29 protein-coding genes are annotated in these 26,148 nt (G+C 36.4%); 10 read left to right on the top strand and 19 right to left on the bottom strand.

Translation table 11 applies throughout. The annotated features are described in order from the left end of the window. Positions 1-29: 29 nt before the first annotated feature. From ABMA78_RS08130 to ABMA78_RS08120, 3 genes are all read right to left on the bottom strand, one after another. Positions 30-1,334, bottom strand: coding sequence for a DEAD/DEAH box helicase (locus tag ABMA78_RS08130; RefSeq protein WP_392858815.1), 1,305 nt, complete (start codon positions 1,332-1,334; stop codon positions 30-32). A 148-nt stretch (positions 1,335-1,482) separates the two neighbouring features. Then, entirely contained in the window at positions 1,483-1,950 is a 468-nt protein-coding gene (locus ABMA78_RS08125; RefSeq protein WP_392858813.1) for a YaiI/YqxD family protein, read from the bottom strand. A gap of 40 nt (positions 1,951-1,990) precedes the next feature. Continuing rightward, positions 1,991-2,482, bottom strand: a complete 492-nt coding sequence (locus ABMA78_RS08120) for a hypothetical protein (protein WP_392858810.1) — start codon at positions 2,480-2,482, stop codon at positions 1,991-1,993. 105 nt (positions 2,483-2,587) lie between these two features. Here ABMA78_RS08120 and ABMA78_RS08115 point away from each other — a divergent pair, with 105 nt between their 5' ends. Beyond that, positions 2,588-3,565: a 2-hydroxyacid dehydrogenase gene (locus ABMA78_RS08115; protein WP_392858808.1), complete on the top strand. Its 978-nt coding sequence runs from the start codon at positions 2,588-2,590 to the stop codon at positions 3,563-3,565. A 2-nt stretch (positions 3,566-3,567) separates the two neighbouring features. Here the strand turns inward: ABMA78_RS08115 and ABMA78_RS08110 are convergent, their stop codons facing one another. The 8 genes from ABMA78_RS08110 to ABMA78_RS08075 all read right to left on the bottom strand — a co-directional run bounded on the left by ABMA78_RS08110 (position 3,568) and on the right by ABMA78_RS08075 (position 9,815). Further along, on the bottom strand, positions 3,568-4,386 hold the full coding sequence (locus ABMA78_RS08110; RefSeq protein ID WP_392858806.1) for a C1 family peptidase: 819 nt from the start codon (positions 4,384-4,386) through the stop codon (positions 3,568-3,570). A 319-nt stretch (positions 4,387-4,705) separates the two neighbouring features. Further along, entirely contained in the window at positions 4,706-5,137 is a 432-nt protein-coding gene (locus ABMA78_RS08105; RefSeq protein ID WP_392858803.1) for a thioredoxin family protein, read from the bottom strand. A gap of 59 nt (positions 5,138-5,196) precedes the next feature. Further along, entirely contained in the window at positions 5,197-5,850 is a 654-nt protein-coding gene (locus tag ABMA78_RS08100; protein ID WP_392858801.1) for an NAD(P)-dependent oxidoreductase, read from the bottom strand. 15 nt (positions 5,851-5,865) lie between these two features. Next, complete coding sequence (locus ABMA78_RS08095; RefSeq protein WP_392858800.1) at positions 5,866-7,128, bottom strand: NCS2 family permease; 1,263 nt, start codon at positions 7,126-7,128, stop codon at positions 5,866-5,868. Between the two features lie 37 nt (positions 7,129-7,165). Then, positions 7,166-7,633, bottom strand: a complete 468-nt coding sequence (locus tag ABMA78_RS08090) for a GNAT family N-acetyltransferase (protein WP_392858798.1) — start codon at positions 7,631-7,633, stop codon at positions 7,166-7,168. Then, positions 7,623-8,465 (bottom strand): EamA family transporter, encoded by an 843-nt coding sequence (locus tag ABMA78_RS08085; RefSeq protein WP_392858796.1) that lies wholly within the window; start codon positions 8,463-8,465, stop codon positions 7,623-7,625. The genes ABMA78_RS08090 and ABMA78_RS08085 overlap by 11 nt, the downstream gene beginning before the upstream one ends. A gap of 16 nt (positions 8,466-8,481) precedes the next feature. Beyond that, positions 8,482-8,877, bottom strand: a complete 396-nt coding sequence (locus ABMA78_RS08080) for a MepB family protein (RefSeq protein WP_392858793.1) — start codon at positions 8,875-8,877, stop codon at positions 8,482-8,484. Between the two features lie 29 nt (positions 8,878-8,906). Continuing rightward, entirely contained in the window at positions 8,907-9,815 is a 909-nt protein-coding gene (locus ABMA78_RS08075; protein ID WP_392858790.1) for a LysR family transcriptional regulator, read from the bottom strand. Between the two features lie 88 nt (positions 9,816-9,903). On the opposite strand from ABMA78_RS08075, the gene ABMA78_RS08070 reads away from it, so the two are divergent. Then, on the top strand, positions 9,904-11,124 hold the full coding sequence (locus ABMA78_RS08070) for an NAD(P)/FAD-dependent oxidoreductase (protein ID WP_392858788.1): 1,221 nt from the start codon (positions 9,904-9,906) through the stop codon (positions 11,122-11,124). On the opposite strand, the gene ABMA78_RS08065 is transcribed toward ABMA78_RS08070, so the two are convergent. After that, positions 11,114-11,560 carry a YiiD C-terminal domain-containing protein gene (locus ABMA78_RS08065; RefSeq protein ID WP_392858785.1) on the bottom strand — a complete coding sequence of 149 codons (447 nt, stop codon included), beginning with the start codon at positions 11,558-11,560 and terminating at the stop codon, positions 11,114-11,116. The genes ABMA78_RS08070 and ABMA78_RS08065 overlap by 11 nt on opposite strands. A gap of 145 nt (positions 11,561-11,705) precedes the next feature. On the opposite strand from ABMA78_RS08065, the gene ABMA78_RS08060 reads away from it, so the two are divergent. Continuing rightward, positions 11,706-12,335 (top strand): hypothetical protein, encoded by a 630-nt coding sequence (locus ABMA78_RS08060; RefSeq protein ID WP_392858783.1) that lies wholly within the window; start codon positions 11,706-11,708, stop codon positions 12,333-12,335. A 10-nt stretch (positions 12,336-12,345) separates the two neighbouring features. Here ABMA78_RS08060 and dbpA read toward each other — a convergent pair whose 3' ends face one another. The 4 genes from dbpA to ABMA78_RS08040 all read right to left on the bottom strand — a co-directional run bounded on the left by dbpA (position 12,346) and on the right by ABMA78_RS08040 (position 15,643). Beyond that, positions 12,346-13,725, bottom strand: coding sequence for an ATP-dependent RNA helicase DbpA (gene dbpA, locus ABMA78_RS08055; RefSeq protein ID WP_392858781.1), 1,380 nt, complete (start codon positions 13,723-13,725; stop codon positions 12,346-12,348). 69 nt (positions 13,726-13,794) lie between these two features. Then, positions 13,795-14,547, bottom strand: a complete 753-nt coding sequence (locus tag ABMA78_RS08050) for an arylamine N-acetyltransferase (RefSeq protein ID WP_392858779.1) — start codon at positions 14,545-14,547, stop codon at positions 13,795-13,797. After that, the gene (locus ABMA78_RS08045; protein ID WP_392858777.1) at positions 14,531-15,001 is read right to left on the bottom strand and encodes a DMT family transporter; all 471 of its coding nucleotides are present in this window, start codon (positions 14,999-15,001) and stop codon (positions 14,531-14,533) included. The genes ABMA78_RS08050 and ABMA78_RS08045 overlap by 17 nt, the downstream gene beginning before the upstream one ends. Positions 15,002-15,055: 54 nt before the next feature. Next, positions 15,056-15,643, bottom strand: a complete 588-nt coding sequence (locus ABMA78_RS08040; RefSeq protein WP_392858774.1) for a Crp/Fnr family transcriptional regulator — start codon at positions 15,641-15,643, stop codon at positions 15,056-15,058. Between the two features lie 257 nt (positions 15,644-15,900). Here ABMA78_RS08040 and ABMA78_RS08035 point away from each other — a divergent pair, with 257 nt between their 5' ends. Then, the gene (locus ABMA78_RS08035; protein WP_392858772.1) at positions 15,901-18,294 is read left to right on the top strand and encodes a methyl-accepting chemotaxis protein; all 2,394 of its coding nucleotides are present in this window, start codon (positions 15,901-15,903) and stop codon (positions 18,292-18,294) included. An 81-nt stretch (positions 18,295-18,375) separates the two neighbouring features. Here ABMA78_RS08035 and ABMA78_RS08030 read toward each other — a convergent pair whose 3' ends face one another. After that, positions 18,376-19,119 carry a helix-turn-helix domain-containing protein gene (locus tag ABMA78_RS08030; RefSeq protein ID WP_392858770.1) on the bottom strand — a complete coding sequence of 248 codons (744 nt, stop codon included), beginning with the start codon at positions 19,117-19,119 and terminating at the stop codon, positions 18,376-18,378. Between the two features lie 133 nt (positions 19,120-19,252). Continuing rightward, a complete protein-coding gene (locus tag ABMA78_RS08025) occupies positions 19,253-19,630 on the bottom strand; it encodes a rhodanese-like domain-containing protein (protein ID WP_392858769.1) in 378 nt (125 codons plus the stop codon). Between the two features lie 109 nt (positions 19,631-19,739). Here ABMA78_RS08025 and ABMA78_RS08020 point away from each other — a divergent pair, with 109 nt between their 5' ends. From ABMA78_RS08020 to ABMA78_RS07995, 6 genes are all read left to right on the top strand, one after another. Beyond that, entirely contained in the window at positions 19,740-20,273 is a 534-nt protein-coding gene (locus tag ABMA78_RS08020; protein ID WP_392858766.1) for a hypothetical protein, read from the top strand. Positions 20,274-20,342: 69 nt separating this feature from the next. Further along, positions 20,343-21,314 carry a cytochrome-c peroxidase gene (locus ABMA78_RS08015; RefSeq protein WP_392858764.1) on the top strand — a complete coding sequence of 324 codons (972 nt, stop codon included), beginning with the start codon at positions 20,343-20,345 and terminating at the stop codon, positions 21,312-21,314. Positions 21,315-21,412: 98 nt separating this feature from the next. Next, on the top strand, positions 21,413-22,501 hold the full coding sequence (locus tag ABMA78_RS08010) for a methyl-accepting chemotaxis protein (protein WP_392858762.1): 1,089 nt from the start codon (positions 21,413-21,415) through the stop codon (positions 22,499-22,501). Positions 22,502-22,719: 218 nt separating this feature from the next. Continuing rightward, on the top strand, positions 22,720-23,226 hold the full coding sequence (locus ABMA78_RS08005) for a hypothetical protein (RefSeq protein ID WP_392858761.1): 507 nt from the start codon (positions 22,720-22,722) through the stop codon (positions 23,224-23,226). A 56-nt stretch (positions 23,227-23,282) separates the two neighbouring features. Continuing rightward, positions 23,283-24,146, top strand: coding sequence for a DUF4423 domain-containing protein (locus ABMA78_RS08000; RefSeq protein ID WP_392858759.1), 864 nt, complete (start codon positions 23,283-23,285; stop codon positions 24,144-24,146). A gap of 8 nt (positions 24,147-24,154) precedes the next feature. Then, complete coding sequence (locus ABMA78_RS07995) at positions 24,155-25,105, top strand: hypothetical protein (RefSeq protein ID WP_392858756.1); 951 nt, start codon at positions 24,155-24,157, stop codon at positions 25,103-25,105. Here the strand turns inward: ABMA78_RS07995 and ABMA78_RS07990 are convergent. Next, on the bottom strand, positions 25,102-26,079 hold the full coding sequence (locus ABMA78_RS07990; RefSeq protein WP_392858753.1) for a hypothetical protein: 978 nt from the start codon (positions 26,077-26,079) through the stop codon (positions 25,102-25,104). The genes ABMA78_RS07995 and ABMA78_RS07990 overlap by 4 nt on opposite strands. Between the last annotated feature and the right edge of the window lie 69 nt (positions 26,080-26,148).

The following is a 26,148-nucleotide window of genomic DNA, read 5'->3' as shown; positions in this document are numbered from 1 at the left end:
AAGAAGCAATCCCACTAACCTATTTCAATCTACTTCGCTTTACTTGCAGCACGTCTGCGTCTCGCACTTCTTTGCTGATTATTCGACTTACTCGTTTTGTTGCCTTTAGACTTCGCACCACTTCTTGAAGAAGCCTGCTTCTTCTTTTCTGGACGTCGATTATTTTGAGGTTGTGTAGGAGCTCCTGCGACACCATGAAATGGGTGATCCTTATCTTGAGGAATTTGATACTTAATCGTTTTCTCAATATCCTTTAAAAGATTCTTTTCTGTGTCATCACAAAATGAAATAGCAACTCCATCTCGGCCAGCTCTTGCTGTTCGTCCGATTCTGTGAACATAACTCTTAGGATCATCTGGAAGATTGTAATTAATAACGTGAGTGATGTGAGAAACATCGATTCCTCGAGCAGCAATATCAGTTGCAACAAGAACTCTAATGTCACCTTTTCTAAATCCACCAAGGGCCTTCTCGCGTGCACTTTGCGATTTGTTCCCATGAATGGCCGCGGCCGTAATTCCCACTTGTTCAAGATGCTTTACGACACGATTTGCACCATGCTTTGTTTTTGTAAAAACAAGCACGTGCTCAATCGTTTGATCTTCTAAAATACTTTTTAAAAGTTTTGGCTTATTTGTTTTATGAACGAAATTAATTTTTTGATCAATTCTTTCGACAGTTGTTGACTCTGGAGTAACCTCTACTTTCTTGGGCTTAACAAGAAGCTTCTTTGATAGATTCACAATATCTTGAGGCATTGTTGCTGAAAATAATAGAGTCTGTCTCTTCTTTGGAAGCTTAGCAATGATCTTATTTACATCGCGAATAAAGCCCATATCAAGCATACGATCGGCTTCATCAAGAACAAAGGTTTCAAGTTGAGTAAATTTGATATGATCATCACCCATGAGATCTAGAAAGCGACCTGGAGTTGCAATAATGACATCCATTCCCTTCTTTAACTGTTGAATCTGAGGCCTTGGTTTAACTCCACCAAAGATAACCGTACTTTTTATGCCTAGGCCCTTTCCGTATTCTACAATATTTTCATTAATCTGCGATGCTAATTCTCTCGTTGGCGTAAGAATGAGAGTCCTCATATGTCTTGGCTTTGTTTTAATTTTATTAGAGCCAAGATTATTTAGTATTGGTAGCGAGAACGCAGCAGTCTTTCCAGTCCCTGTTTGAGCAATCCCAAGGATATCTCCACCATTTAGTAAGTGAGGGATTGAGCCCGCCTGAATAGGAGTAGGTTTTGTATAGCCCTTCTTTTTGAGGCTAGAGAGAATTTCAGGTAATAGTTTAAGAGAATCAAATGAATTGACTGATGACATAGTAAATATCCTTGCTTTAAAGCATTAGTGCCGTTGCTTAATCCAAATACTAGCAAAGGCAAATATTTAAAATGTATCCAGATCAATACTCTTCATCTCTTTATTTATGGTACAAGTCAATCTTTATCATTCAAAGTGTAAACTATATTTACTGACGCCCTTTCTTAGAAAGGATTTTATTTAACGAGTTCGCGAACTTCTGCTTATCCTTGGGGCCAAATGCATCGGGGCCACCTGTGACCATTCCACCGTCTCTTAGCTCTTGCATGAAATCTCTCATTGAAAGGCGCTCTCCAATATTCTCTTCATCATAGAGCTCTCCGCGTGGGTTAATAGCAAGCGTCCCTTTTTTTACAACCTCTGCTGCCAAGGGAATATCAGCAGTAATAACAAGGTCTTGAAGTTCAACATGTTCAGCGATGTACATATCAGCGACATCGGCTCCACTTTCAACTTTTACAAAAGAAATTAATTCATGAAGTGGAATATTCATATAAGAATTTGCAACAAGAACGAGTGGGATTTGTAAACGGATGGAGGTTTTAAAAAGAACCTCTTTTATAACTTTAGGGCAAGCGTCCGCATCCACCCATATTTTTAATTCTTGTTTTTTCATTAACTAAGTTCCTATAATTCCCATTTAAAGTTCATGAACATTAAAAAGAAATATATCCTTCTTTACTTCTAGCGAACTCAACACCACTACCACTTTCTTCCAAATAAAAAGAGTATTCGGAGCCTTTGCTCGTAGCAAGGTCGTTTAAAATAACTTCAAATGAATTCGTGCCATTATATGTTTTTGGAAGTAATCGATACTGATCCCCTGCTTCATCAGTTACGACTAATGTGCATGAAGCTGGATTAAGTGCTCCATTATCAAGATCGTGAGAACACCAACCGTTAAGATCTCTTAAGTCAGGGTTGGTAGAAATATCTTCTCCTACGCTAGTTTTAGCAATCATCGTTGTTAAATCAAAAGAAGTATTTTGACATACTTGAGTACAACTCTCGCCTGCTGATGCTCGAATATCTTTTTGTTCCTTACAAATACAATAATCTTCAATAACAACAGAGTTATCTGGTCTTATTGTCGATAATTGAGCAAAAGACTGTATTGAAATTAAAGATAATAATACCATTTGTTTCATGAAGAACTCCATTTAAAGATTATAAGTTACAATTTTAACAAATTTAGTATCATATACTAGACATAAATTAATGCCGTTTAATAGATAAGCTAACGAGAGAGAACGATGAAGATAATTGTTTTTAGTACCCATAATTTTGAAAAAGAATATTTATTAAAGCAAGCGAATGGACACAAAGTCACATTCATCAAAGAGCAACTTAATCAAGAAACTGCACCACTTGCTAAAGGTCATGATGTAGTTTGTGTTTTTACAAATGATAAAGTGAATAAAGAGGTACTAGACCAGCTAAGTGATTTTGGTATTAAATTAGTCACTCTACGATGTGCAGGCTTTAATAATGTCGATCTTGACTATGCTAAGTCTAAGTCCATCCCAGTAACAAGAGTGCCAGAATACTCTCCTCAGGCCATTGCAGAGCATACGATGGCAATGATTCTAACTTTAAATAGAAAAACTCATAAGGCGTATAATCGCGTTAGAGAGAATAATTTTAATCTCGATGGACTTGTCGGTTTTGACCTTTATAAGAAAACGATTGGAGTTATTGGTACGGGTAAGATTGGGAAAGCCTTTTGTAAGATTGCCCTTGGTTTTGGATGTCGAGTTCTAGCGTTTGACCTAACAAAAGACACTGAGTTAGAGAAGCTGGGTGTTGAGTATGTTGGATTTGATGAAATTTTAAAAGAATCGAAGATCATCTCACTTCATATTCCTCTTAATAAAAGCTCATACCATCTCATTAATGATGCCAATATTGCTAAAATGCAAGACGGTGTCGTTCTTATTAATACAAGTCGAGGAGGGCTCGTCGATACGAAGGCCCTTATTAAAAACCTAAAAGAGAAGAAGATATTAGCTGCAGGTCTTGATGTATATGAAGAAGAGGAAAATCTATTCTTTGATGATCACTCTCAAGACGTACTTCAAGATGATGACCTAGCAAGGTTAATGACTTTTCCAAATGTTCTAATTACTTCTCATCAAGCTTTCTTAACTCATGAGGCATTAAGTAATATTGCACAGACAACATTTGAAAGTATTAATTCAATTGAGAGTCAGAATTTTAAATATCTTGTTTGATATTATTTTCTGATATCGGCCAAGAAACGGTCCCATCTAAATGAGATGGGATCAACTGCATGCTTCATAACATAGTCATAAGACATATAACCATATCCTTCATCGCCCCACTCACTTGACCAACTATTTTTAAATTGAAAAATTCTCTTTTCTTTGTCGTATCCAGTAAAGTGAATCGCATGGCCATAGCAGACGACTTCACCCGATTCACACTTTGCAAAAGTTTCATCAGGAAGTGTCACATGGGCATTTTTCCAAAGTGGAGAATAAACGAGAACTGTTGCAACAAGGCCATTACCACTTCTAATTTCGTCTTCGTATAAATCAGTTTTGGATTTCCAAGAGCTCCACAGATTTGTGACCATTTTAACTTCTAACCCATCCACCTTCACTCTCTTAAGCGAGCTAGTATCGACTGGAGCATGAGAGAAGCAATAAGACGGCGCACTTTCATCAAATGGATCATATTGTGAGCAAGGGCCTTTATTTTCAAAATAACTCATTTGGTAAGGAAGCTGGGTCTCCTCGACAAAGAAGTATTGATTGCGAAAGTTACGTGCAATTTCGTAAGTGTACCCATGCTCAGCATTTGGATATTCTCCAAAGTGCTCTTTTCCATAGTAGATTTGAAATTGCTCTGAAATATCGAACTCCATATCAAATCTCTTCTTAATAGCACCCTCAAGCATGGCAGTTACCGCAAAGTATGCACATGTATTTCTGTCTTTTTGGTTCTTAACTGGAGTTTGATATTGTCTAATCGACACCATTTCAGCGTTAACACCAAGAGATAATAATAGGCTTAAGATTATGATTTTCATGAATTTCCCTTCTTTATTCTCGCTGAATTTAATAGAAAGGAAGAGCTTCTTCAAATGACTTCTAAGGAATCAGTTACTTTTACAATATTGTTGAACTGTAAGGGTTTGAAAATATGTACAAATAAGAAAGCCTCCGCTTAAGGAGGCTTCGAAATTATTTAATAATGATAGTACCTAAGTAGTTAAACATAATATGCTCCTTCAATTATTCACCTAATCAGATTTAGATGATGAAAAAATCATACCCTATATTGAGATAGCGCAGAACAACAGATTTCAAAGTACCAAAATATGGAACTAATTAAAGTTATTAGTTAATTTAAAAATTAGAAAGCATTTGATCTAAGTGCACAACTTGTAAAACACCACTTTGTGAATGCGCTAACTTCGCCTCTTTAAAGATTAGAGTCGTGGGAATGCCACGAATACCATACTTAACCGAGATCATTGGATTCTTTTCAGTATCGATTTTATAAAACTCTGCAGACTGCCAATTCTTTTGAGCAAACTCCGTAAAAGTTGGTCCATACATTTTACACGGGCCACACCAATCTGCGTAAGCGTCAACAAAGACAGGAAGCTCAGAGTGTTGAATAATTTTTTCTAGCTTATCAAAGGTAATACTTTGAACCTTTGCTCTAGTGTCCAAGTCTTTAGAACATTTTCCACATACAGCTCCACTGGCAGAAAGCTTTGTCGTATCAATTCGATTAATTGCACCACATGAATCACAGATAATAATTTTCTTCATTTAATTCTCCTCACCTAATTATATCAAAAAGCCTATTGAAAATATTTGATGGAGATCAATTATTTACAACTCACTATCGCAGGCGCTTTCTGTATCAATTCATCATTTGTCATGGCCTGGGCCATAAAGAGTGCAAAATCAATACGGCGTGTACGATTCTTTGCAAGATCAGGATCACCTACATGCTCTCTCCAAATAGGAAGTCCTTCACTCTCCCCTTCCTCAAGATCACTGGCCCTAACGACTGTCCACTTCTTATCGCTTGCGAAGATTTTTTCACAGGCCCTTTCTTGGTCGCTAATATCAACAAGCCTAAATAATTTTGCGATGAAGGCGATAACAGGCACGAGAAATTTAATTTGCCAATTATACTTATCTTTTCCATCTCTTGAGATATGCCATCCGCAAGAGAAAATAAGTCTGGCACCTTCTTTTGCAAAATCGAGAACGGCCTGGGCAGTACCTGATGAATAATCGTTAACCCCCCAAGGGACGAGAACTGTTAGGATCCCATCACAACCTTCAACGGCCTTTTTAATGATCTCTCTATCATCTGTCTGACCAGGAAAAATAGTAATCTTATCGCTAAAGGCGTCTAGCTTTGAAACACTTTGACTTCGGCATACAGCATTGACTTTATAACCTCGTACTAAACAATGCTTAAGCATATACTGGCCAAGCTTTCCAGATGCTCCAATAATACAAACTTTCATTAAAACCCCATTTAATTAATGATAAATAATATATAAACAAGCAACAATAGAAAGTAAGCACTCTGTTAGACTTAAGTCCTTTATGCGACCAGCTACAATATATAAAATAGTATGTACAAACAATCCCCACATTATCCCTGTTGTAATTGAGAAACTTAGTGGAATAAGAACAATACATAAGAATGCAGGAATCATTTCTTCAAATTTTTCAAAATTTATTGATGAGATATTCTTAAACATGAGAATCCCAACAAAGATAAGAACAGGGGCCGTTGCATAGCTTGGAATGGACTGTGCAAATGGAGCAAGAAAGAGAAACGGAAGGAAGCAGATTGCTGTAATAACTGATGTTAATCCTGTGCGGCCACCGACACTTACACCAGCGGAACTTTCGACAAAGGTTGTCGTCGTAGAAGTTCCAAAGAATGCAGAAAAGAGAGTCGCAAGTGCATCAACAGTTAGGGCCTGTTTCATATTCTTAATTTCACCCTTTTCATTTTTAAGACTGGCCGTCTCTGCGACGCCAATAAAAGTCGACAAAGAATCAAAAAGATCAGTCATCATAAGAGTGAGAATACTTGGGATATAAGCAATTTTTAAAGCCCCCAAGATATCTGCTTGCATAAAGTAGCTAAAGTCAGGAGTTGCAAAGAAGTTTTCAGGAAGAGTCGACTTTCCAAAGAGAGCTCCTAGTGTCCAAGTAAAAAATATCCCTATCAGAAGACTTCCAGGAATATTCTTCTTAAATAAGGCAATAATAAGAACAAAACCAAGGATGACCGCTGTCCCCTCAATTGAAAGTGGTGCTGTTTGAACAAGTGTTACTGGATGGTCAATGATAATGCCGGTATTCTTAAGACCAATGAATGCAAGGAAAATACCGATCCCAACGGCCATGGCCATTCTTAAATTCTTAGGAATCGATTTAACTAACTTCTCTCTAAATGGCGTCACTGACAAGATAACAAAGACAACACCTGACCAAAAGACAAGGCCCAAGGCTTGCTCCCAAGGGATTTTTTGGTCGAGAATTAAAGTATAAGTAAAGAAAGCATTAAGCCCCATTCCAGGAGCAAGGGCAAAAGGTAGCTTTGCGATGAGGCCCATAAGAAGAGTTGCAACAAAGCTGGCCAAAATAGTCCCTGTCATAACAGCAGAAAAGGACATTCCTGTACCATCTGATGATAAGATGAGTGGATTGACAAAAATAATATAACTCATCGTTAAGAAGGTTGTGATTCCTGCTATGACTTCTGTGCGAATACTATTTTCTTTCATACATGTATTCTATCATTTAAGTTCAGGACAAAAAAACTTAAATATATTTACACATACGATAATTAATAAAATTCACTCCTCTTAATGTCACAACCTGTTTCTCTATCATCTCAAAACCCATTTTCAAAAAGAAAGGTTTTGCAGTGATACTGGCTTCAAGAAAGAGCTTTTGAATAGCATGAGATTTAGCACATTTTTCAATTTCAAGATAAAGCTTCTCACCTACTCCTTGGCCTATATGCTCTGATGAGATATAGAAGCGGTCGATATGGCCATCTAGCTCAAGATCACTAAAGCCTGCAATCTCTTGATCGACTTCGATAATGAAGACTTCTCTGTTAGAGAAAGACTGGCACCACTCATCGAGGTCACGCTCTTTAGGGGCCCAAGCATTTACTTGAGTAGAATTATAGTCATTTATATTAACAGTATGGATAGTCCTGTTAAATAGCTTAAGTAATTCGAGACTATCATCTTCTCTATATTTTCTGACACTAATACTCAAGGGGCTTCCTATTTTCAATCAAAATACCACAAATAATAATGAAGGCACCGAGTAGAAATGATGTCCATTGAATCTTTGCTCCCCAGAAGATGACGTTAACGAGAATGGCCGCAGGAATAACAGCATTATTCATAACAGCGAGCTCTCCATAAGAGACCAACTTAGCGCCAGTATTCCAAAGGTAGTAACACACACCAGAGGCAACTAGGCCAAGCCACAGTAAAACACCCCATTGCAAAGTTGAAATTTGAGAAAGATCAACTGTTGTCCTTGAAACTAAGACGATTGAAATAGGAATGAGCGCACCTAAGAAGAAGAGTGCAAATTTTTGCATCTGATTTTGCTCAGAGATTACCTTGCGGTAAAGAACTTGTCCTAGACCAAAAGAGATATTTGCTCCCTGTACAAGCAAGAAGCCAATAATATAATCATTTGAGATCTCACTCCACTTTATGATGGCAGCACCAAAAACAACTAAGATAACACTGAAAAGTTGTCTTAAGATAAATCGTCTCTCGATAATATTTCCAATAATTGAAATAATGAGAGGTGTTGAAATGGTAAAGAGTGCTACTTCTGATACAGATAGATACTTAAAGGAATTGTAGTAAAAGAGATACATGACCCCAATTTGCAATATTCCAATGAGCATCGTCTTAAGAGATTCGACTCTAAAAAGAGCTCTGAAATTTAAAAATGGGACAAAGACTAAGAATGCGAAAAAGAGTCTTAGAAATATGGCCAGATAGGTATCCATCTTACCAGCAATATATTGACCTATTAGACTAAATGAAAATGCCCATAAAACAGTAACAAGTATTAATCTTTTCATTAGGCCATACTAGCTTCTAACGGATCCCTTGAAAAGTTCCATTGAAGAAATAATCGAGTTGCCATTTTTGTGAACTGATTGCCTGTTTACTAGTAGGTTGATCCCATTTGGGATAAAGACGAAATCCACGCTTTCCTTCTTTACCTGCACTAGAGAGGATACCTTTTTTCACAAGAGTATCTTTTGAAAATAAGAAGTACCCCTGTTCACCTTCTGTATCACAAATAATCAAAACATAATCGAGAGAGTCGTTTAGATGGTAGGGTATTGTTTTTCCACTTTCGTCTCTCTTCCACAACGTGACAAATTGGCCAACTTTCTTAGGTGTTACTTTTGAAGATCGTTGAATATAGTTCTTTCCTTCATAAGTATATGAACAACCATTATATTCCTGCGCTTCCTCATGAATCATATATGAATCAAATTTTTCACTTATCTTTTTTATGTCAATCTCTCCGATAAAAACTCTTCCAATACTTCTAATTTCTTTGAACTAGAGGGCCTACGAGAAGTTAGAAAGAATAAGCTATGTGATGGTAGCTCCCAACTCTTGAATAATTCGACGAGTTCACCACTTTGAATCTGTTCATCAACTAAGTAGCGAGGAACATTTAAGATTCCAACACCAAGTTCACAGGCCTTTATAAGTGACATCAAATTATTCGACTTATATGATCCCTGTACTTGAATATGACTTATCTTTTGTGCCTTCTTAAAGCTCCAAATAAAAGGACTATCTCCCCTTAGATATAACAAACAATTATGCTTACTAAGAGATTCAAGATTCGTCGGCCTTTTAAAATGATCAATATAGCTTGGAGAAGCACAGATAACACGATCAATTTGGGTGACTCTTTTCATATAAAGAGACGAATCCTTTAATTGAAATGCGGTCCTAATGCTTAAGTCAATATTATGCTCAACAGGATCAAGAACTCGATCCGTTAAAATGAGATCAATCTCGACATAAGGATAATGTAGTTGAAATTCAGCAAATATTGGGGCCAAGAAGCTCTGTCCAATTGTCGTAGGAGCAGTAATACGTATGACTCCCTTTACCGAATCAACAACTCCATGGAGCTGTTCTTCTAAGTTATTCAATTCCTCTAAGAGGTTCTTAGACCTCTCTAGTGTTAGATGCCCCTCTTCAGTGAGAACAAAAGATCGAGTTGTTCTTTTAAATAGAATGACACCTAAATAACTTTCAAGCTTTTGAATCTCTTTTGTAATATTTGAAGCCGAAGTTCCTAATACCTTTGCCGCTTTGGCAAATGTCCCCTCACGTGCAACAACAGTTGCAACTTGTAGGGCATATAAACGGTCAAATGTGGTTTTCTCAATTATTTCCATATTGGAAATAAATTATTTCAAATTAACCTTATTGTTTCAACTACAAAGATGATTTAAATTTGACATGTAGCAGATCAAGGGGACTATTATGAAAAAGATAAAAGTAGTAATCATAGGAGCAGGCTTTGCTGGCATAGCCTTGGCCAAAGGACTTGCCAATAAGGATTCATTTGAAGTCGTTATCCTAGATAAGAAGAATCATCATCTATTCCACCCCTTACTCTATCAGGTTGCCTCGGCCTCTCTTTCGCCAGGTGATATCTCAATGCCAATACGTGAAATTTTATCTCATGCCAAAAATATCAAAGTACATATGCAAGAAGTGGTTTCCATCGATAAAGACATTAACATTGTAAAATGCAAGAGTGGTGATGAATATCAATATGACTATCTTGCAGTAGCGACAGGATCAAGGCCCTTTTACTTTGGTAATGAGGATTGGGAGAAGAGTGCCCCTGGCCTAAAGACTCTAACTGATGCTCTTAATATTCGAGACCGTGTCCTTGATTCATTTGAAAAAGAAGAGATAAAGCTTAATGAAGAAGAAAAGAAGCTAAATATTGTTATTATTGGTGGTGGCCCTACTGGTGTTGAGCTGGCAGGAGCATTTGCAGAAGTGGCCTATAAAACTCTTGTAAACGAATACCGCGACTTTGATCCCAAGTTAACTAGGGTCTACCTTATCGAAGGGGGCCAGCAGATACTTTCTAGCAATACTCATCCGACTTCAGAAAAGGCAAAGAAATACCTAGAAGATTTGGGAGTAAAGGTTTTAATAGGTGAAATTGTTGAAGAAATTGGTGACGATTATGTGCAAACAAAGAATCAGAGAATAGAGTCGAAGAATATCATATGGGCAGCAGGAAATCGTGCAACAAAGTTAATCTCTAAGCTTGGTGTCGAACAAGACAGAATGGGCCGAGCAATAATAGAAGAAGACTTAAGCCTAAAAGATTATCCTGAAATTTTCATCTTAGGTGATGCTGCAAACTTTAAATCGCAAGACGGAGCCCCTCTCCCCTCTCTTGCTCCAGTTGCGGCCCAACAGGGCAAGCATCTTGCTAAGCAGTTAATCAAGAATAAACGTTTTGCTTTTAAGTACCTAGACAAGGGTTCCATGGCCACAGTGGGAAAGTACAAGGCGGTCTTAGAATGGAAAGGAATTAAGCTAGCAGGACCTCTTGCCTGGCTGTCCTGGAGTCTTGTTCACATATTCTTTTTAATTAATTTTAGAAATAAGCTCATGGTCTTTATGCAATGGGCATGGTCTCTTATTTCTAACAAAAGAAGAATACGAATTATAAAGTAGCGACAAAGCGGCCCTTAAAGCTTGCTCTTATGCTGTCTCCTACCATGATCTTCGAGTGAACATTTAAGCGGCCGACCTTTCGACGCTTAAGAGATCGAATGAAACTAGTAACTGAAGCCTCGTCAATTTCTGCCACAGCTTCAAAGTCTGAATCAACTGGCATAAGGTAATCGATTTCACTATTTTGAATAACGAGGGAATTAAAATCAATATCGTGAATTTTCATCGTATGGTGAGTTAGGAGATAACAAGAAAGAATTGCGAGAGTGTTAATACTTCCACCAAACGCCGTTCCTTCATAATTAATATTCTTATTTAAAGGAGCTTTTAGTACGATTTTCTGATCTTCTACAGTCTTAATCTCAAGATTCATTTCTGAGACGACTGGAATCGACTCTAGTAGATCACGCTTGTATTGTTCGGAAATCTCTTTCATTTCAATTACCTCCACCTCTTAAATTATAGTATAAGCATATGAAATTACGTCTGTCTAATCTCAGAACAGGCCCTCTTTTTTTCACATTTTCACATTCTGTTTATGTAATTAGTTAAGATATTCAAAATAATTAAGAGGACGACATATGAAGAAATTGATAATGCCACTAACTATCCTATTATCTTTTTCAGCTCTTGCTAATGCGCAAGACGTAAGGGATATGCGATTTAACATCAAACCAAATATGATGCTGGCACAAGAAGACTCTTATTCACGAATGGCCAGAGAGTATGTTGAACTTTCTGATAAGTACAAAGATATAGTAATTGGGGATAGTGAGCAATCAGCTAGAGCTGCCTCAATCTTCTTTGAAAAGTATATAAAGAATAATGAAGAGAGACCTCAAGAATTTAAAGTCTTAGGATTAAGTCGTGAGTCGGCCCTTTTCTTATCGAACCCTAAGTCAGATTATTTCACTGAAAATGATGATCCTTGTAGTGCTCTTCACAATCAAGGTGATATTTCAAATAAATGGTGTCATGCAGGTTTTTCTAAGGTTGCCTACGCTGTGGCCAAAGAAAATGGTCTAGGAGAATTTCTTTCACAAGGTGCAGGTCTACTTGTTTTTGTGATCAAAGAGTTTGGTGATAAGAATTATGACTTCTCAGATATTAACACTGCTCCAATCGGCGGAAAGATTGGACAAAATACTGAAGTTTACACAACTTTTATGTTAGACGGTGCAACTTACTTTGAATTCTTAACAAGGTTTTAAGAGGCGAAATTTACAAAATAACCGATTTAAAACGGCGATTCTTTATCTTACCATTTCTAAGACTGTTAAGAACGTGTTTAACGAGCTCAGACTTTACAGCAACGTAAGTTCTTCTCTTTGTCACAGAGATATCGCCAATTTCATTTGAGTCTATTTTAGCTTCACCAACAATTGCGCCAACAATATCTCCAGGGCGTAGCTTGTCTCTCTTTCCTCCACGAATATAGATCGTCGCCATCTCAGGTTTAATATTATATTCATTCTCACCAGAAAGAGTTTCTAAGTCTTTTAATTGATAATCTGTTTTTTGATATTCACAAATTTTCTCAAAGCTTTCTAGTTCTTGTTCAACAAGAAAACTAACAGCTCTTCCTTCGCTTCCCGCTCGTCCAGTTCTTCCAATTCTATGAACATAAACTTCTGGGTCATTAGAGAGGTCAAAATTCACAACAAGGTCGAGATCTTTAATATCAATACCTCTTGCCGCAACATCAGTAGCGACAATTCCATTTAAGCTCTTATTTGAGAACATCGTTAGTGCAGCAGTTCTCTCGTTTTGATCAAGGTCACCGTGAATTGACTCAACAATTATTCCGTTCTTACATAAATCATCGGCCACAGTATCAGAGATTCTCTTTGTTTTACAAAAGACAATAAAACGCTTCGCCTGATAGGCGGCCAAAACTTTAATAAGAGCAGACATCTTATCTTTATGAGATTCTAGTTGAAAAAACTCTTCTTTGATATTTGATCCTTCATGAGTAACGTCAACACTTACCCTTACGGCATCATTTTGTAGCCTCTTACTAAGCTCTTCAATGTCCTCAGGAAAAGTGGCTGAGAATAAGAGCGTTTGACGATCTCTAGGAACATAGGTCGAGATTCGTGAGATATCGTCAATAAAGCCCATATCTAACATTCGATCAGCTTCATCGAGTACATATTGCTTTACAAAATCAAGAATGAGAATTTTTCTCTTAAGTAGCTTTATAACTCGCCCAGGAGTTCCAACTATAATATGAGCACCGTGTCCGAGTGATTTCTCTTGATGATATTCAGAGCTTCCACCCGTAATCGTTAGAACCTTTAAGTTTGGAATAGCTCGAGCAAGCTTTCTTAACTCCATGGCCACTTGTTCAGCAAGTTCTCTTGTCGGACATAAGATTAAGCATTGAGGTCTAATTTGTTTTAAATCGATAGAGTTAAGAACTCCCAGTCCAAATGCAACGGTCTTCCCGCTACCTGTTTTGGCCTGAGCGATTATATCTTTTCCCTCAAGAATAATAGGTAGAGCTTCCTCTTGAATAGGAGTCATCTCTTCAAATTTTAAATCTTTTAGGTTTCTCTTTAAACGGATATCAATTTTTAAACTAGCGAAATTATTACTCATAATAATCTTTTCTCTTTTTATTGACGCCTCGTCAACCAAAACAATAAGAGTTAATCACCACAGCTTAGTTTAAATGAATTTTCTTACAATCTTGAATAAATCCTCACACTCCTGCTCACTAAAGTGTGCATTGAATTCTCCAGAGATAATTTCATACATCTCGGATGCAGATTTAATTTCAATATCTCTTCTCTGCTCACCACATATTTCCGAGTACAGAAGATTACTAATAAATCTTGTCCCATTTTCAATTTGCTGAGAGAGAACTAGTGATGTCGTAAACTTTGAATCATCATGCGTATTGGTATAGTAGTTGGCCACTTTAAAGTCAGCATCATTATAATTAGCAAGGTTGAATTGATAGAGAGAAAAGAAACCATCTTTCTTTGCAATCTCTAGTTGATAATCAACCTCATTTATTTTTGTAACTCGATAAACTCTCTTATTAAAGCTCTCAACCTCTTCTCCACTTAATGGAATAGCTGCTCCAGGAGTATAAGGGCCAAAGCCCACATCAACTAGATATTGATTATTATCAATCATAATAACAGTGGCCTGATGAGATCTTGGTTTATTATCAGGAGTATCTCCATAGACAACTCGACCAAGAACTCTCCTAACCTCGTTTTCCCCTTCTTTCAATTGTGTATAGAAGTATTGATTATTTTCAAAGCAATAACCTCCACGTTTTCTCACAATTAACTTATCGTAAAGACTTTCTGTATCTAGTTTTAGAATGGCCCTATTACTAATTAGTATATCAATATTGTTGAAAGTATTTTTAACTAAGAAGTTTTTGATTTCATTATTTAATTGTTTCATTAATAGCACTCCAATTGATTAAGTATACACCTGTAAATAAAAAGGCTACACCTAGAATCTTATAACGATTTATTTCAATCACAGGTAAGTCGAAAAAACCGAAATGAGAAACAATCATTCCAGCTATTATCTGTCCTGTGATTATACCACTTAAAACCTTTGAAACCCCTAAAATTGGCATTAACCAATAAACGAGAGTTAGGCCCGCAATACTTAGGATACTACCTGTCACCCAAAGATAGAGAGGGATCTCTTTTATAACTTGTAAGTTTGGTATCTTAAGACGTGTGCTTACAAAAATTAACATCATGAAAACGGCACTAAAAAAGTAAAGTACAAACGAGGAAAAGAAAGGGTTTTGAGTATACTTAGAAAGTTGGCCATTTAGACTACTTTGTAAAAGTATAAGGCCCCCCGATAAAATAGATAGTAGAACTAAAACAAGATTTGTCATGCCCTTACTATATAGAAATTTCTAGGCCACTTCCTTTACATATGTTGAAAATAATCAATTAATTGATTTTCTTATTCGGCTCAATTGAGTTGGCGTAATTCCAAGCTTCGATGCTAAGTGATAAAGAGGAACGCGTTTTGCTAGGCCAGGGTTTTCTTCAATGAATGAGAGGTAGCGCTCTTTGGCCTCACCATCCAGTAGAGAGATTTCCACAGGCTCTTTTTCTTTTACCCAATGCCTCTCAAGGTATTTGATATGGTACCACTTTAAGTCTTCGTACTTATCAAGTAACTGGCGATATTTGGCATGATCAATTTCCACTAGAACTGAATCCTCTAGTGTTTCGATACAAATCTCAGAAGGACTCTTATCAAGCGAGGCCACTACTGCAGATGGAAACCTTCCTTCATCAAAGAAGTTCTTGTTAACTTCCTTGGCGGCCTCATCCTGTCCCATTGAGTAGGCCCTAACAAGGCCTTTATAGACAAAGTAGAACTTTGTTGGGGTGTCACCAAAGTCGACTAAAACTGTCCCCTTTTTAAATGACTTCACTCTAAAGGCTTCTTGCAGCTCTTCCCAGCAATTACTTGATAGCTCGTGGTACGAATTCATGACTTCATTTAAAAATTTGATGGCTTCCATTGCTAATATTTTAATGATGAAACTAAGCTCAGACAATAGTCTTACTAGAGCTTAATAATTTTTGCTTAGAGTTTTTTTATAATAAAAATCAGCAATTTTTAGCAAAAGCCCTCTAACACACCGTTTTTTTTGAGCTTTGACGCGTTCAACACAATGTATTTACAAATAAAATGCCAATATTTTCTATAAAGTTATTTAGAAAACATTCGATAACCCAGTTAACAATATTATTTTATGCTAATAAAAAAGGATAGTTAATGAGCATTAGTAAATTTTCCCTAAACAAAAAATTGGTTCTCGGGTTCTTATTGGCGGGCCTACTACCTTCATTAACAATAACATTCGTCGTTCTAAATAATGTCGACAAGACTCTTCATAAGAATGCTGAGAATATGCTAATTTCGATACGTGAAGGACGCAGCTTTCAGCTCGAGGAATTATATAAGACAATGGGTGGCCAAGTCTCGGCCCTGGCCCAAAATATTTCAACGATTGATGCCGCAAGACAATTTAAAAAATCTTTTCAATCATTTGAGATAGAAACTAGAACTGACTTTAATGCAGCTAAATCAGCACTCACATCCTTTTATGCTAATGAGTTTGGCGGTCAATATAATAAAACTAATATTGGAAAAGAATTTGATAGAACAAGTGAAATTATTAGAGAGTTAAGTAAGAATGAATTACTTCTTCAAGACGCCTTTATTAGTTCTAATAATAATCCTCTAGGATCAAAAGATGCACTAGTATCACTTAAAGATGGTACAAATTATTCTAAAACACATGAAAGATATCATGATGCATTTCGCACTTACTTAAATAAATTTGGTTATTATGATATTTTTCTAATTGATGCTCAAAAGGCCGAAGTTATTTATTCTGTCTTCAAAGAAGCTGACTTTGCAACAAACCTTAAGACTGGTCCATATGCAAGTTCAGGACTAGCGCAAGCATATAACCTAGCAGTAAATGCAAAATCTAAAGATGCTGTTTTCTTTACAGATATTCAAAAGTATTACCCAAGCTACGAATCACCTGCTCAGTTTATCTCAGCACCAATCTTTGAGAATGATAAGTTAAGTGCTGTACTAATTTTCCAAGTACCAGTTGCAAAGATCAATCAAATCTTAACAAGTGATGAAAAATGGAAAGAGCAAGGTCAAGGAGACTCAGGAGAAACTTATATTATCGGTAAAGATAAAGTGATGAGAAGTGTTTCGAGAACTCTTGTTGAAGACGAAGCTAACTTCTTTAAGACTATGCAAAAAGTAGGTCTAAGCGAAAGCGCGATCAATTATATGAAATCGAAGAAAACATCTGCCCTTGCAGCTAAGATTGATACTCTTGGTGCAGATAATGTTGTTCTAGGAAAAACTGGAGCTGAAATCTTTGAAGATTATAGAGATATAAATGTAATTAGTGCATACAAGCCACTAAGTATTGCAGGACTTGACTGGTATATCCTAAGTGAAATGGATGAAGATGAAGCACTGGCATCACTTTATACAGTAAGAAAGGTTATCATGACTTTAATTACAATTTCAGGGATTGCAATTTTACTTCTTGCTCTAACATTTGCAAAAACAATCTCTAATAGCCTTGTAAAGCTTGCAGAGGGCCTTAAGCTTGGAGCACATAATGTTCTAAACTCGGCAAACGCTCTTGCACAGAGTTCATCTGATCTCTCTTCAGCAACTGAGCAGCAAGCGGCCAGTTTACAGGAGACATCTGCTTCAATTACTGAAATTTCAGCGATGGTCGATAGGAACTCTGAAAATGCTAATACGACTTCTGACCTTTCTGAAAAGAGTCAGGCCAAGGCACAAGAAGGTAAAGAGTATGTAAGCAGTGTAAAACATAAGATTGAGGATATTCATAAGAATAATGAAGTCCTTATTCAAAGTGTAGAAGAAAATAATGTTGAAATTCAAAATATTACAAAAGTAATTGATGAGATCTCGGAAAAAACAAAAGTTATCAATGATATTGTTTTCCAAACGAAGCTACTGTCTTTCAATGCTTCAGTTGAAGCGGCCAGAGCAGGAGAGCATGGAAAAGGATTTGCGGTTGTAGCAGAGGAAGTTGGTGCCCTAGCTGCAATGAGTGGTACGGCGGCCCAAGAAATTACGGAACTACTTGAAAGAAGTATTGGCCAAGTACATCGTACTGTTGAAAACTCAAAGTCTAAAATGTCTGGGATTATTGAGCACGGTAAGAAATCTGTTGATGAAAGTTTAGTTGAGATTAAAACATGTGACTCTGTATTAAGTGAGATTCTAGAAAGCTTTAATGAAGTAAATAGCTCTGTTAGACAAATCGCTGCCTCATCAACTGAGCAATCAGCAGGTGTAAACGAGATCACAACAGCTGTTCAACAGCTTGATGCAGTAACACAACAGAATACATCAGTTGCACATACTTCTTCATCAAAGGCAGCAGAACTGAAAGAGCAGTCAAATGATCTTTCAAGAATTGTCGAAGATATTCAAATGATTGTATTTGGAGAAAATGTTTCAGATGCGCAACCGGTAGCGGCAAGTCCAGTTAAGCCAGTGATCAAGATGCCATTTGCTAAAAAGAAGAAAGATCTAGAATTAGTTGATGCAGATTCAATTAGTGCAGATGATTCAAGATTTAAAGATGCAATATAAGGAATTGCGCCACGAAAGTGGCGCTTTTTTTTAAAGAAGTAACAACTTTTAGAATATTAATTAACTTTGATCTTGAATTATTTACTTAGTAAATACATAGTCAGATGCCCTGAAGTCAGTGGCTAGATAAGACATGAAAGTTATATTTTCAAGCTTCTCACTTCCATAAAGAAGCTCCTCTCTCTTTGACCTCTTAGCAAATTCTAATTGTAAATCATCAAGGGCCTTAAGATAGTCTGTGACTGACTCTTTTTTTAAGTAAAAGCTTCCTCTAGATCCACGTGAAGTCTTTTGCTCTAACTTGAATTGTTCCTGGGCATATTCGAAGAAATATCGATCAATATTAAAACTTACCAAAGCACCTAATTTTGAAGAGATATTAATATCACTTCCTTTAAATAGTAGCTTTACGCGATCATTTTCTCCCAACTCAATGAGATTAACCTTATCCAAACTTCTAAGCATTGATAGAGACTCACTCTTATCAAGACGGTGCTTTTTAACAACGGCCTTCCAGTCTCCATCACTAGAAAGTAACTCTGTGAAAAAGTGATAGATAATTGGTTTTTTTAGGAATAAAGCTTCTTGTTTATCATCTAATTTTAGGACTGAGTCGTTGGACTGTTGGGCAATCGAAAACAGCTCTCCTAAATTGATATTTAGCGCATCACATATTTGGTCTAATTTACTTACAGAACAGTCCTGGCCGGCCATAAGCTTCTTAAGGCCCGATTCAGACATGTCGATACGAGCGGCCAAGTCCTTATAGTTAACCTTTCGAACTTTCATTACGTCTTTTAGTGCAACAAATACATCATTTCTCATTTCATTCTCCTTGCTAAGTAAGTTAATGAAGAGAAAGTAGTTTACCTCTGAACTATTTTAAATAACTAACACAAAAGCACCAATATTTGGTACCAAAAAGCTGATTTAGGGTAAATTTTATCGAATTTATCCCTTATTTTTGAGTTAGGAGACGAGATAGAGCGTGAACACCCCCAGCATTGACTACGTTCTTAAACCCGAGTCTCATAAGGTGTAGTCTGGCCATGGAGCTTCTTCCGCCAGAAGCACAGTAGACAATGACAGACTTATTCTTGTCGAGTTTTTCAAATTCAGCGCCTAAGCGATCGATTGGAATATTTATTGAATTCGGTATTGAGAATCCTTGAAACTCCCCTTCGCTTCGAACATCGACTAATTGATAATTATTCTCTTTTAAGATTCTTTGAACTTCGTTCTTGGCCTTAAAAAAGCGATAAATTCGCCACATGACAAAGGCGAAAGTAAAAATAAAAATCATATTTTGTCGTATAAATTGAATAAGTTCTTCCATATAAATCATCCTATGCCACTATCTTGAATAAATATTTGATGTAGGTCAAATATCATTTAACTATTTAAGTGTATGCTAATTTTAAATTAAATAAAAAAAGGAATAATATATGAAATCGATGACAGCTATTTTTACAACAATTCTCATGGCATTGTTCTTTACGGGATGCTCTACTTCTCACAATGTTGAAAAAGCACCTATTGTTACAACATATGATGAAGCAAAAGTTGTAAGCCACTTAGCAATTGCCCCACAACCGACAAAGCTTACTTTAAGTAAGGCAAAGAAAGATGGTTATGAAGTCGTTATAAATCTAAGAGGAAAGAATGAGTTCAAGGGTTATGATGAAGAAGCAACAGCAAAGATGCTTAATCTTGAGTATCACCAAATTCCTTTCTTCAATAAAGACAAGGAGATCGATGAAAACTCTCTAAGTGAGATCTCTAAAATCATTAACAATAACAAAGACAAGAAGATCTATATTCACTGCTCAAGTGGTAATCGTGCCGCTGCTTGGTATTTAACTCACCTCTATCAATATGAAGGACTATCAAAAGAAGAAGCTACTAAGACGGCCAGAAAAGCAGGCCTAACAAAGGCCCCTCTAGAGAAGAAGGTTATTAACTTTCTAAATGAGAAATAATACCTATTTTAGAATTTAATAAATCCGATATAATGAGTTGATAACGCCATTTTTTAAGAGGGAGAAGACATGAAGAAGTGCATGCTTTTAGGTATGTTCGTACTTGCTATTAGTTGTAACAAGCAAGAGGTTAAAGAATTTGATGATAAGGGATTACTTTCAGAAGTTGATGGAGTTCTTTCTCCACTACCTGCATCTTTAATTGATGCAAAATCTAACAAAGACCTTATTCACTTAGGAAAGACACTTTACTTTGAAAAGAAGCTATCAATAAATGACACCATTTCTTGTAACTCTTGTCACAAACTTGATCAGTTTGGAGTCGATAATCTTCCAACATCACCAGGTCATGATGGGACCCTTGGTGGACGTAACTCTCCAACAGTTTACAATGCCGCCCTAAACTTCTTACAGTTCTGGGATGGAAGAGCAAAAGACGTCGAAGAGCAAGCATTAGGACCTATCCTAAATCCAGTTGAACATGGATTAGCACAGGCTTCAGATGCTATGAAGAAAATCGATACACAAGAGTATCGAGCACTTTTTGAAAGAGCATTTGGGAACAAAGAAGCATTCAACTTCAATAATGTAGGTGTTGCCATTGGTGCTTTTGAAAAGACACTTCTAACACCTAGCCGCTATGATGAGTACTTAAACGGTGATCATTCAGCTCTAAGCTACCAAGAAAAAGTTGGGCTTAAAAAATTCAATGAGATTGGATGTACGACATGCCACGATGGTGCCAATATTGGAGGTGGAATGTTTCAAAAGCTAGGACTTGCTGAAGAGTACCCGACTAAAGATAAAGGTCGTTTTGAAGTAACTAAGAATGAAGATGATAAGTTCTTCTTCAAGGTACCTACTCTAAGAAATATCACAAAGACAGCACCTTACTTTCATGATGGAAGTGTTAAAACACTTGATGAGGCGATCACTATTATGGCCAAGCACCAACTAGGTGTTGAAATCTCAGCTGAAGACAGAGAAAGTATCAAGGCCTTCCTTGGTTCTCTTGAAGCTAAAGCTTTACCAAAACTATAATTAATAAAGGCGTGAATCTTCACGCCTTTTTTCACTTTTCCTGATAATAATCATCTAAATCCGATTAAATTTATCTAGAAGACTCCGATAATTTAAATATGGGAATTCTAAAATTTAAGACATATTTCAAAAAAGAAGAATTAGAAACACAACCGACTCAAGAGCATATTGAGCTTACTAATAAGTTAGCAAGTACCCAAGGGAAGGTTCAAGAGCTTATAAGTGAGAATGACTTTCTTTTGCAAAAGATTGCACTGTTAGAAACAGAGAATTACAAACTGAAAGACGGGCTTTCACAGATTCAAAAGAACTTAGCTGATTCAGTTGGAAATAGCACCCAAGCACTTGATAGATTAACTGAAGTAGATGCTTCATTTGACAGTATTAGAACAGACTCAAAAGAGATTCTAGAAGACGTCTCAAGCCTTAAGAATAATATGGAATACACTTCAAAATCTTCACTTAATATTGAAGAAGGAGTGAAGGATATCCTTGAAGCAATTGAAGGGATTTCAACAATTGCCTTCCAATCAAAGTTACTCTCTTTTAATGCTTCTGTTGAAGCTGCCCGTGCAGGAGAAGTTGGGAAAGGTTTTACTGTTGTTGCAGAAGAAGTTCAAAAGCTTGCAACATCAACTACAGACCTCCTAGAAAATATTAGAAGTAAAACGGATTCTTTTATCTCGATCTCAAAGCAGCTACAAAGTTCGGCAAATGAGTCTCTTAATAAAACAAATCACATCAACGATAAAATTAATCAATTTGATGAAAGTATTTCTCAAACAACTGTTAAGAATAAAGATGCCCTCTCAGATATTTCAGCAACTAATGATGAAGTATTCATGAGCTTAGCAAAGCTTGACCACGTTATTTGGAAAATAAATACTTATATTTCAGTCATCGAAGAAAGGCCTGCCTTTAACTTTGTTGATCATCATAACTGTCGTCTTGGAAAGTGGTATTATGAAGGAGAAGGTAAGGCCAGCTTCTCTCGCCTATCAAGCTTTCCTTGCATTGAAGGTGATCATGCGGCCGTTCACTCAGGAACAAAGGTCATTTTTAACTATCTAGACAATGTTAAGAATAATATCGATGTTATTACTGACGGCTTTCAACAAATGGAAGATGCCAGTGAAGAAGTTTTTAGAGGACTTGATCGAATCCTGGCCGAGAAGAAAGAAAGATAAAAAATTTACTATTTTAACTTCTACAACATTTCAGAAGCTTGCCACTCATTCTAAGGGAGGCAGGCCTCACATCGCAGTCTAGGATTCACATCTTGTGAAAACATTGTTTGCTATATCGTGAAATTTTATTTACATAATTCTCACCACTACATAGTTTTAGTTTAGATTTTTTAGAACATATGATTCAACAGAATCAAGCTAACTATAGGGAGAATTAAATGAAAAAATTAATCACGTTTATTGCCGCATTATTTGTAACAACATCAGTTTTCGCTGGTATGCCTACTGAACACGACTCATGGGAGACTATTAAAGACAACTTCATGAGAGTTACTTTCAATGAGCCTGCACTAAATCTAGATAATGGTGGTGCAACTTCAGTATTTTTCACTTGTCTTGATGGAGACACTATTAGAACAAAAAAAATGCTTAAAAGATGTGTTGAATGGCAACACCGTGGCGGTGATAGAGATAGCATCTGTACTGCTTATACAAGCTTCTATGGAACAGCTGAAATCGTATCTGAAAGAGAAAGATGTGTACGTTGGTCACACCAAGGTCGAAGAGATGGACGTCAATATTGTATGCAGTACGAAACATACACATATACTCACCCACTTTCTTACGACATCGATGTACATAAAACACTTCACGGTAGAAGACATGACAATAAGCTAGGTAGAAAACTATTCACGAAAAACTACACAATTGAAGCTTGTGAATAATTAAAAGATAGATGAAGGGCCCTTCCCTAAAGGGCCTTTCTTCACTTAGGGAACAAATGGAAGAAAATCTTAAAATACAAGATCCAAGAATTTCAATTTTTGACTTTGAAAGTTACTGTGACTTCCTTATTAAGGCCGGTATGCCTGATGGCCTTTATTCCCACACTGCAAATAACTTAAAAACTTGGGCAAATCGCCTTGGGTATAAATCCCCTAGTTCACTAACAATGGTCATCAAAGGACAAAGATCCCCTAGTCTTGAAATGATCAATGCAATTTCTGAAGATTTAAAATTAAATATGAAAGAGAAGCAATATTTCATGCTTCTTGTTCAGCTAGAAAAAGCACAAAGAAAGAATAAAGACACTAAAGAGATATTAAAGAAAATTGCCACGTTGAACTTAAAAGAGAATGGAATTTCACTTAGTCTAAAAGAATTTAATGCGATAAGTGACTGGTATTTTCTTGCAATTAAACAACTTATCTCAATGCCTTCATTCGTTGAAGATAATCAGTGGATTCATCAAAAACTTAGAAAGAAAGTTCCCCTTAATCAAATTAAGTACGCAATTGAGACAATGCTTGAGACTCAGACTATCGGAAGAAATGAAGAAGGTCGCTTAATTGTCCTAAAAGAAGGACTTGTCACAACGAATGATGTCCCGAGCTCAGCAATTAAACGCCACCATCATGGAATGATTAATCGTGCTCTTGAATCAATTGAAGAACAATCTGTGAATGAGAGACAAATAACAGCAGTCACAATGAAAGTAAAAGAAAGTGATATTGCTGAAGCTAAGAAGTATATCTTCGAGTTTATTAAAGATTTTAATGAGAAGTTTTCAACACACGATGCTGACAATCTTTATCAGCTAAATACACAATTCTTTTCCCACACGGATCAAGTTGTTAAGCACTAGGAAGAACGATGAGAAGTTATTTAATTTTATCAGTATTACTATTTTCAAATTGTATTTTTTCAAAAGAACTTGAAAGGCTCACCCCTTCCCAAAGCTATATCTTAACAAAGAACTTTAATAAAAAATCGCTGCCTATCATGAAAGCACTAGGCTCAGGTGATATTGTTGGTAATGGTTCTGGACTAGTTGAACAAAACTTCACCTTTGCTTATTATAATCTTCAAAATGCAATCTTTAACTGCCTTGGCAATAAATACGAGTGTCAGATCGATGCTCAAGAAGAATTAATTTTAAGAGAGATTAATCAGGCATTCATCGCTAAGGCCTATATGAAAAGACCCCTTATCTTTGTTAGTAAAGAATTTGCTGGGGATTTCTTCCACAACGAAGTTGATATTACCTCTCGCATTGCAAAAACAGGCTTTAGTCGACGAGGTCACATATTTATAAATTTAGAAGAGTCTCAATTTATTACGAATGATATTCCAGCAATGATTAGCATCTTAATACACGAACTAGGACATCAAATTGGAATTATCAGTCATAGTTTCCTGGATCAGTTAGGGACAAAAGTTAGGAATCAATGGAATAAGAATTGGCAGTCTTTTGAATTTGAAGTTAATGGGACACCATTAACACTTCGTCTACTTTCAAATGCAAATAACTATATTAGTTCGAATCTTAGTTATACATATAATGGAAAGTTTGAACACCTAGGTGAGACTATTTATAAGCACTTGTCTTGTGGAGATAAAGAAGTTGTTTATGGATTTAATTTGAATAATGGCCATTGGCAAAGACCCACTTACAGCGACAACAAGACGACTATCACAATGAATTTTTGGTTGGACACTTATTGTGAGAACCAAGACAAGATGATGAGAGTTAAGCAAAGCGACTTATCAATTCAATTCACTCACAAAGATGGCAAGATTCAAGCGAGGATTATAAATCTCTAGAAAGGTTCAATCCCCTCACCATCAATAACATTGATATTGTAGTGTATTTTAGGGCCCCCATCTGATATTGAAGCGCTTAACGAGAAAGTTGAGCTTGAGTTAGGGGCCTTTAAGTCTCCTTCTACTGTGCAGACACCTGTAAAAGCACCTTCAAATCCGTAGACCTGTCTTTTTATACACTTTAACGAATTCGAATGAATTCTAATATGATGACTTCGTTGGATTTTATCTTTTTCAACTAAGATTTGGGCCACTAAACCATTTGCAACGGCCTGTTTCTGACACGTCTTCTCGTTTATCTCTAGCTTCTTCTTGTGAATTCTAATACTTGCTTTCCCATCATACATGCTAACAGAATCTAATTTCATATACTTTTCGCCAACATAAGCAGCAACAGGAATATTCGAGTTCAAAATAAATTTATAATCACCACATTTTACCAGGTAACTATTAAAAGTTAGCCTAGGTAATCTTTCGATGATTTTATTAGAGATAATATAATTATCATCATTAACTCCACTTGCTCTAAGAAGCTCGTGTAGAACAAGCCATTTCACATTATCACTTCTTTTAATGTAGTTAAGCCAAACCTCTTCATTTAAAGTAATCTGACCTTCCCTCGCAAAGGCATCAACAATTGAGCCTGTATTATCAATTAACTTCTTTGAAGTAACTTTGATAAATTTGATATCGAGGATTTCCTCTAGACTGTTTAGAGAGACCAGGCCTTTAATTGATTTGGGATGACTTCTTAGCTCATTTAAGATTTCCCTAGCTTCAGAAATAAAGTAGTGGCGAATATTGTCTCCACCACCACTGCTTCCGACACCAAGTCGTTGAGTTTGAACTTTATAATTCTGATAAAAGTCTTTCTTTATCTCCTTAGGAATTTCTAAGGATGGTATACACTTTACTTGCTCAGCTAGTGCAGATTGAACCAAGAATAAAGATGTTATAAAAAATAGGCCTTTCATCATATCTCCAAATTTATCATCAACTAAATGATACACATATCTTTTTGAAATAATTACGTCCAATGTCTG

Origin of the sequence: Halobacteriovorax sp. RZ-2 (genome assembly GCF_043196685.1) — a bacterium.
Classification (GTDB): Bacteria; Bdellovibrionota; Bacteriovoracia; order Bacteriovoracales; family Bacteriovoracaceae; genus Halobacteriovorax_A.
This window is presented reverse-complemented; position numbering and strand designations above follow the sequence as displayed.